This is a genomic window from Micromonospora marincola, from assembly GCF_056150385.1.
Genome location: NZ_JAXCFT010000023.1, coordinates 63,829 through 70,008, shown reverse-complemented (window position 1 = coordinate 70,008; position 6,180 = coordinate 63,829). Strand labels below are relative to the sequence as shown.

Annotated in this window: 4 protein-coding genes and 1 pseudogene; 3 read left to right on the top strand and 2 right to left on the bottom strand. The window is 72.4% G+C overall.

Annotated features, from left to right (window positions below; translation table 11 throughout):
* Both SM450_RS28540 and SM450_RS28535 read left to right on the top strand, forming a co-directional pair.
* Positions 1–391: pseudogene (locus SM450_RS28540) on the top strand (type I glutamate--ammonia ligase); the annotation flags it as partial.
* Positions 392–530: 139 nt separating this feature from the next.
* Positions 531–1,661, top strand: a complete 1,131-nt coding sequence (locus tag SM450_RS28535; protein WP_474622877.1) for a carboxylate-amine ligase — start codon at positions 531–533, stop codon at positions 1,659–1,661.
* A gap of 10 nt (positions 1,662–1,671) precedes the next feature.
* Here SM450_RS28535 and SM450_RS28530 read toward each other — a convergent pair whose 3' ends face one another.
* Complete coding sequence (locus SM450_RS28530; RefSeq protein ID WP_474622876.1) at positions 1,672–2,499, bottom strand: PIG-L family deacetylase; 828 nt, start codon at positions 2,497–2,499, stop codon at positions 1,672–1,674.
* Between the two features lie 74 nt (positions 2,500–2,573).
* Between SM450_RS28530 and SM450_RS28525 the strand changes: the two genes are divergently transcribed.
* On the top strand, positions 2,574–3,290 hold the full coding sequence (locus SM450_RS28525; RefSeq protein WP_474622875.1) for a hypothetical protein: 717 nt from the start codon (positions 2,574–2,576) through the stop codon (positions 3,288–3,290).
* Positions 3,291–3,351: 61 nt separating this feature from the next.
* Here SM450_RS28525 and SM450_RS28520 read toward each other — a convergent pair whose 3' ends face one another.
* A complete protein-coding gene (locus SM450_RS28520; protein ID WP_474622874.1) occupies positions 3,352–6,177 on the bottom strand; it encodes a glycosyl hydrolase family 95 catalytic domain-containing protein in 2,826 nt (941 codons plus the stop codon).
* Positions 6,178–6,180: the final 3 nt, after the last annotated feature.

The following is a 6,180-nucleotide window of genomic DNA, read 5'->3' as shown; positions in this document are numbered from 1 at the left end:
CTGCACCCGCATCCCGGTCACCGGCAGCAACCCCAAGGCCAAACGCGTCGAATTCCGCGTCCCCGACCCCTCGGCAAACGTCTACCTCGCCTTCTCCGCAATGATGATGGCCGGCCTCGACGGCATCAAAAGCAAAATCGAACCCCCCGCCCCCATCGACAAGGACCTCTACGACCTGCCCCCCGAGGAATGGGGCGACGTCAAGCAGGTCCCCGGCTCACTCCCGGCCGTCCTCGACTCACTCGAAGCCGACCACGACTACCTGCTCGACGGCGGCGTGTTCACGCCCGACCTGATCTCCACCTGGATCGACTGGAAGCGGGCCAACGAGGTCGACCCGGTGCGCCTGCGCCCCACCCCGCACGAGTTCGCCATGTACTACGACTGCTGACGTCGTACCCCGCTGACCACCGCCCCCGCGCGACCACCGCGAGCGGGAGCGGTGGTCGGTGGAAACGGCATCCGGGAGGCCGCCGGCCTCGTACCGTCGAGACATGACGCAGCCTCGCCACGACGGACCCCGGACGTCGGTGCGACCGCGACCCGCGGGCGACCCGGCTGCCACCGCCGCCCTCACCCTCGGGGTGGAGGAGGAGTTCCTGCTCCTGGACCCGGCGACAGGCGAGAGCATGCCGGTCGCCGACCGGGTCCGCGACGCGCTCTCCGGGGCCGCCCGCGAGCAGAGCCGGCAGGAGTTCCGGCACAGCATGGTGGAGATGGTGACGCCGGTCAGCCCCGACCTCACCGGGCTGCGGGAACACCTCGTCGCGCTACGCCGCGCCGCCGCCCGCGCGGCAGACGCCGTCGGGGCACGCCTGGTGGCGATCGGGGCCACCCCGGTTCGCGAGGCGCACCGCACCGTGCCCGACGAGCCGCGTTACCACGACATGTCCCGCCGGTTCGGCCCGGTGGCGCACGACCCGGCGGTCTGCGGCTGCCACGTCCACGTCGGCGTGCCCGACCGGGAACTCGCCGTGCAGGTCTGCAACCACCTGCGCCCGTGGCTGCCGGTGGTGCAGGCGCTCACCACGAACTCGCCGCTGCACGACGGGCGCGACACCGGGCACGCGAGCTGGCGCTCGATGCAGTTGGAACGCTGGCCGAGCATCGGCCCCACGCCGCACTTCGACTCCGCCGCCGACTACGACGCCACCGTGCGGGACCTGATCGCCACCGGGATCATGCTCGACGCCGCGATGGTCTACTGGTATGCCCGACCGTCGGCGTCCTACCCGACGGTGGAGGTGCGGGTCGGTGACGTCTGCCCCACCGTGGACGACACCGTCCTCGTCGCCGGGCTGGTCCGGGCCCTGGTCGCCACCGCGATCGACGAGGTGCGCGCCGCCCGTCCCGCCCCCCGGATCCGGAGCTGCCTGGTCGCCGCCGCACACTGGCGGGCCGCCCACGACGGCGTCGACGGCGACCTCGTGGACCCGCGCACCGGCCGACCCCGGCCGGCCTGGGACCTCGTCGACGACCTGCTGGTCACCCTCGCGCCCGCGTTGCGGCGACACGGTGACCTGGACCTGGTGCGGCGCGAGGCGGACCGGCTGCGCTCCGACGGCACCGGCGCCACCCGGCAACGGCGGATCATGGCCGACACCGGCGGGGACGTGCGCGCCGTGCTGGCGGACCTGGCCGCCCGGACCACCGCGGGCTGAGGCCGTGGCCTCAGCGCAGCCCGGCGAACAGGTCGTCCTCAGGCGTCGGCGCGCCGGTGGTGTCGCGGACCCGGACGAACGTCTCCATCCCCATCAGCTCGGTGAACCGATCCTGCCCCAGCCGCAGGAAGAAGATGTTCTCCGCCTGGCTGGCGTGCGCCGCAAGCGAGGCGAACTTCTGCCCGCCGTGGCCACGGGTGTCCACCCAGGTGGTGATCTCGTCGTCGGGCAGGCCCAGCGCCGGCATCTCGTCTGTCGCGTCCGGCTCGGGGAACTCCACCCCGATCTCCTGCATGACCTTGCCGAACTCCCGGAACGCGCTGCGCGGCACCGTGGTCCAGTAGACCTTCGCCGGGACGCCCGTGCGCTCGACCGCCGCCATCGTGATGCGGTGCGCCTGGATGTGGTCCGGGTGGCCGTAGAAGCCGTTCTCGTCGTAGGTGACGACCACGTCGGGACGGTAGTGCCGGATCAGCTCGGCCAGCCGGTCGGCCGCCTCCGCCACCGGCGTGTTCCAGAACGCGCCGGGCGCGTCGTTCGTCGCCCAGCCCATCATCCCGGAGTCGGCGTAGTCGAGCGTCTCCAGATGGGTGACCTTCAACGCCTCGCAACTGGCCGCCAGCTCCGCCCGGCGCATCTCCACCACCGCCTGCGGGTCGTGCCCGTCCTCGCCCGGCTTGACGCCGCCGGGACCGTCGCCGCACCGGCCGTCGGTGCACGTCACGAGCACCGTCGTGACGCCCTCCGCCGCATAGCGGGCGAGGACGCCGCCGGTGCTCGTCGCTTCGTCGTCGGGGTGCGCGTGCACCGCCATCAGGGTCAGGGATCGCTCAGCCACCCCGTCACCATACGAGCACCCACCGACGCACTAGCATTGCCCGGTCCGCAGACGCCCGACGGAAGCGAGGCACAATGGGTTGGCTCCGGCGGTTGCTGGGTGGCGAGGGTGGGGTCGACCTGGACCCCGGACGCCAGCAGGCGCTGCTGGGGGACATCCGGCGCTCCTACGGCGCGCACGCCCGGATCCGGTTCCCCGAGCAGGTCGACGCGATCAGCCGGCTGCTGTCCGACGACGACGGTCTGGTGGTGGCCGCCGGGATCGTCTGCGAGGCCGCCGACGAGGCCCACGCCGACCTCCAGTCCCAGGCCCAGGAGGTGTTCCGGCGTACCGGCCGGCGGCTGCTTGTGCACCGCCGCAACTACCGGCCCCTGTGGAAGGAGGCCGGTCCGGCGCTGCGCTGGCCGCTCGGCGCGCTGCCCAGCGGGTTGCACCCGTACGCCCAGGTGACCGCCGCCGTCTCGGTGATCGGTGACCGGGCGAAACGCCTCGGCCGGGTGACCGACCCGCAGCCGTTCGTGGTGCGCCTGTTCGAGGTACTCGACCTCACCACCGCCGGCTGGGAGTTCGGCCGGGTGCGTGTGGACACCGACGGCGCCGCCCTGGTGGAGCGCCTGACCGTGACCGCCGCGCAGGTCCTCGCGGCCATGGACGACCCGCCCCGGCTGCCGCCGGCGGTGCGGGAGATGATGCGCCGCAACCACCGCATCGAGGTGTACGACCCGGCCGGCCCCCGGGTGGTCGGCCGGATCAACCTGGGCGCGCGGCTGCGCGAGACCCTCCTGGCCTGACCGCCCCTGGAAGGGGTCGGGTGGGACGCACCCCACCAGGCCGGGGCGCGTCCCACCCTGCTCAGGTGGTGGTGCAGGTGAGGTTCGTCGGCGGGTTGTTGGCGCCGTTCACCGAGCCGATGAAGCCGAAGGTGGTGGAGGCGCCGGCCGCCAGCGCGCCGTTGTAGTCGACGTTGCGTACCGTCACGTTGGCGCCGCTCTGGGTGTGGGTGCCGCCCCAGATCTGGTTGATGACCTGCCCGTTCGGGAACGTCCAGGACACCGTCCAGCCGCGGATCGCGGTCGCGCCGGCGGTCACCGTGACCTCACCCTGGAAGCCACCCGACCACGAGCCCGTCACCGCGTACGTGGCCCGTGCGCCGGACGGCGCGGGCGAGCTGGTGGTCGGCGTCGGGGTCGGCGACGCGCTCGTCGGCGTCGGGGTGGGGGTGGGCGAGGCGGTCAGGGTCGGCGACGGCGTCACGCCGGGCCGCGCCGCCCGGTAGGTGTGACCGGCGCGGACGCTGAACTGGACCACGTCCGACTCCGGTCGGGTGGTGGCCGGCGTGCTGCCGTCGGTGGCGTCGGCGAGGGTGAAGCCGCCGGTGAACAGCCGGGACCGCACCCGGAGCGTGCCGTCGCGGTCGGCGCGGATGCCGATCTCGTCGGCCTGACCGCTGCTCCAGGACACGCCGACGGTGTAGCCGCCGCGCCCCCGCAGGCCCGCGACCTGCCCGGTGGGCCACGCGCTCGGCAGCGCCGGCAACACGTTCAGCTCACCGGTGTGGCTGTGCAGCAGCATCTCGGCGATACCGGAGGTGGCGCCGAAGTTGCCGTCGATCTGGAACGGCGGGTGCAGGTCGAACATGTTCGGCGCGAGCCGGTCGGTGCGCACCAGGTCACGGAAGAGCTTGTGGGCGCGGGCGCCGTCCTCCAGCCGGGCCCAGAAGTTGATTTTCCACGCCAGCGACCAGCCGGTGCCGTCGTCGCCGCGCAGCTCCAGCGTCTTGCGGGCGGCCTCGTAGAGCGCGGGCGTGCCCCGCTTGGTGATCTGGTTGCTGGGGTGCAGGCCGTACAGGTGGGAGACGTGCCGGTGGGTCCGCTCGGTCTCGACCCAGTCGGCGAGCCACTCCTGCACGTTGCCGCGCGAGCCGACCTTGCTCGGGGGCAGCCGGTCCCGGGCGGTGCGCACCTGTGACCGGAACGTGGTGTCGACGCCGAGCGCCTCGCTGGCCCGGGCCGCGGCGTCGAACAGGTCACGCAGGATCTGGTTGTCCATGGTGGGGCCCGCGCAGACGCTCGCGTTCGAGTGGTGCGGCAGCTCCGGCGAGTTCGACGGGTTCGTCACCAGGTAGTTGAGCGTCGGGTGGACGACCAGGGTGTCGAGGAAGAACTGGGCGGCGCCCTTCAGGGCCGGGTAGTTGGTCTGGAGGAAGCCGAGGTCGCCGGTGAACTGGTAGTGGTCCCAGATGAGCGTGCTCAGCCAGGCGCCACCGGTCTGCCACATGCCCCACAGCGCCCCGTCGACCACTGAGGCGCCCCGCCACGCGTCGGTGTTGTGGTGGGTGACCCAGCCGCCGGCGCCGTACTGGGCCTGGGCCACCCGCGCGCCGGTCACCGTCAGGTCCTTGACCAGGTCGAAGACCGGCAGGAAGCACTCGGAGAGGTTCGTGGTGTCGGCCGGCCAGTAGTTCATCGGCAGGTTGGCGTTGATCGTGTACTTCGAGTCCCAGGACGGGGCCAGCGAGTCGTTCCAGATGCCCTGGAGGTTCGCCGGTTGGGTGCCCGGCCGCGAGGAGGAGATCAACAGGTAACGCCCGAACTGGAACAGCAACGCGGCGAACTGCGGGTCGTTGGCGTTCGCGTGCTGCGCGATCCGGACGTCGGTGGGCTGGTCGGCCGCGGCCGTCCGGCCCAGGTCGAGGCTCACCCGGTTGAACAGCGCCTGGTAGTCGGCGACGTGGCGGCTGCGCAGCTGGTCGATCGCGACGCTTTTGGCGGCGTTGAGCCGGTTGCGGGCGATGCCCTGGTAGTCGCCGTTCACCGTGCGGTAGTTGACGTAGCTGGAGCCGATCGAGATCAGGATGGTCACGCTCGTGGCCCCGGACACCCGTAGGGTGCCGCCGGAGCTGCTGACCGTGCCGCCGGTCGCGGCGGCGTTGGCCAGGGCCAGGAACCGCACCGAGCCGTTGACCCCCTCCTGGCTGCCGGAGATGCCGTCCAGCCCGATGGTGGCCGCGTCCGGGCTCGACACGGTGGTCCGTTGTGGGCTGTCGAAGGTGGCGGAGAACGTGATCGAGTTGGCCCGGTCGGCGGTCAGCCGGACCACGATCACCTGGTCGGGCGCGCTTGCGAACACCTCCCGCTGGTGGCGTACCCCGTTGAGCACGTAGGTGGTGGTGACCGTGGCGGTGGTCAGGTCGAGGGTCCGGTTGTACTGGGTCGCCCCGCTCGCGGACCCGAAGGCGAGCCGGAGGTTGCCGACGGTCTGGTAGGCGAGCTGCCCACCCGGGTTGCCCATCATGGTCTGGTTGATCAGGTCCTGCGCCGAGGTCCACTGGTCGGCGAAGACCCGCCGCCGGATCTCGGCCAGGTTTGCCGCGCCCCGGGTGTTGGCCGAGTCGTAGGGGCCGCCGGCCCAGACCGTGTCCTCGTTGAGCTGGAGCCGTTCGGTGTCGACGTTGCCGAACACCATCGCGCCGAGCCGCCCGTTGCCGATCGGCAGCGCGCGGAGCCAGTCGGTGCCGGCTCCCTCGTCGTACCACAGGGCCAGGTCGTTCGCGGCAAGCACCTGCGGTGGCGCGGCCGAGCCGGCGCGGGCGGTCGCGGTCCAGGCGGCCGGCACCAGGGCGGCCCCGGCCCCGGCCGCGCCGGCCTTGAGAATGTTCCTTCGGGTCATGTCGGACATGCT

Bases quoted from the DNA above. Each gene is read 5' to 3' on its own strand.
- SM450_RS28525 (WP_474622875.1), top strand. From the start codon at position 2,574: ATGGGTTGGCTCCGGCGGTTGCTGGGTGGCGAGGGTGGGGTCGACCTG.
- SM450_RS28520 (WP_474622874.1), bottom strand. From the start codon at position 6,177: ATGTCCGACATGACCCGAAGGAACATTCTCAAGGCCGGCGCGGCCGGG.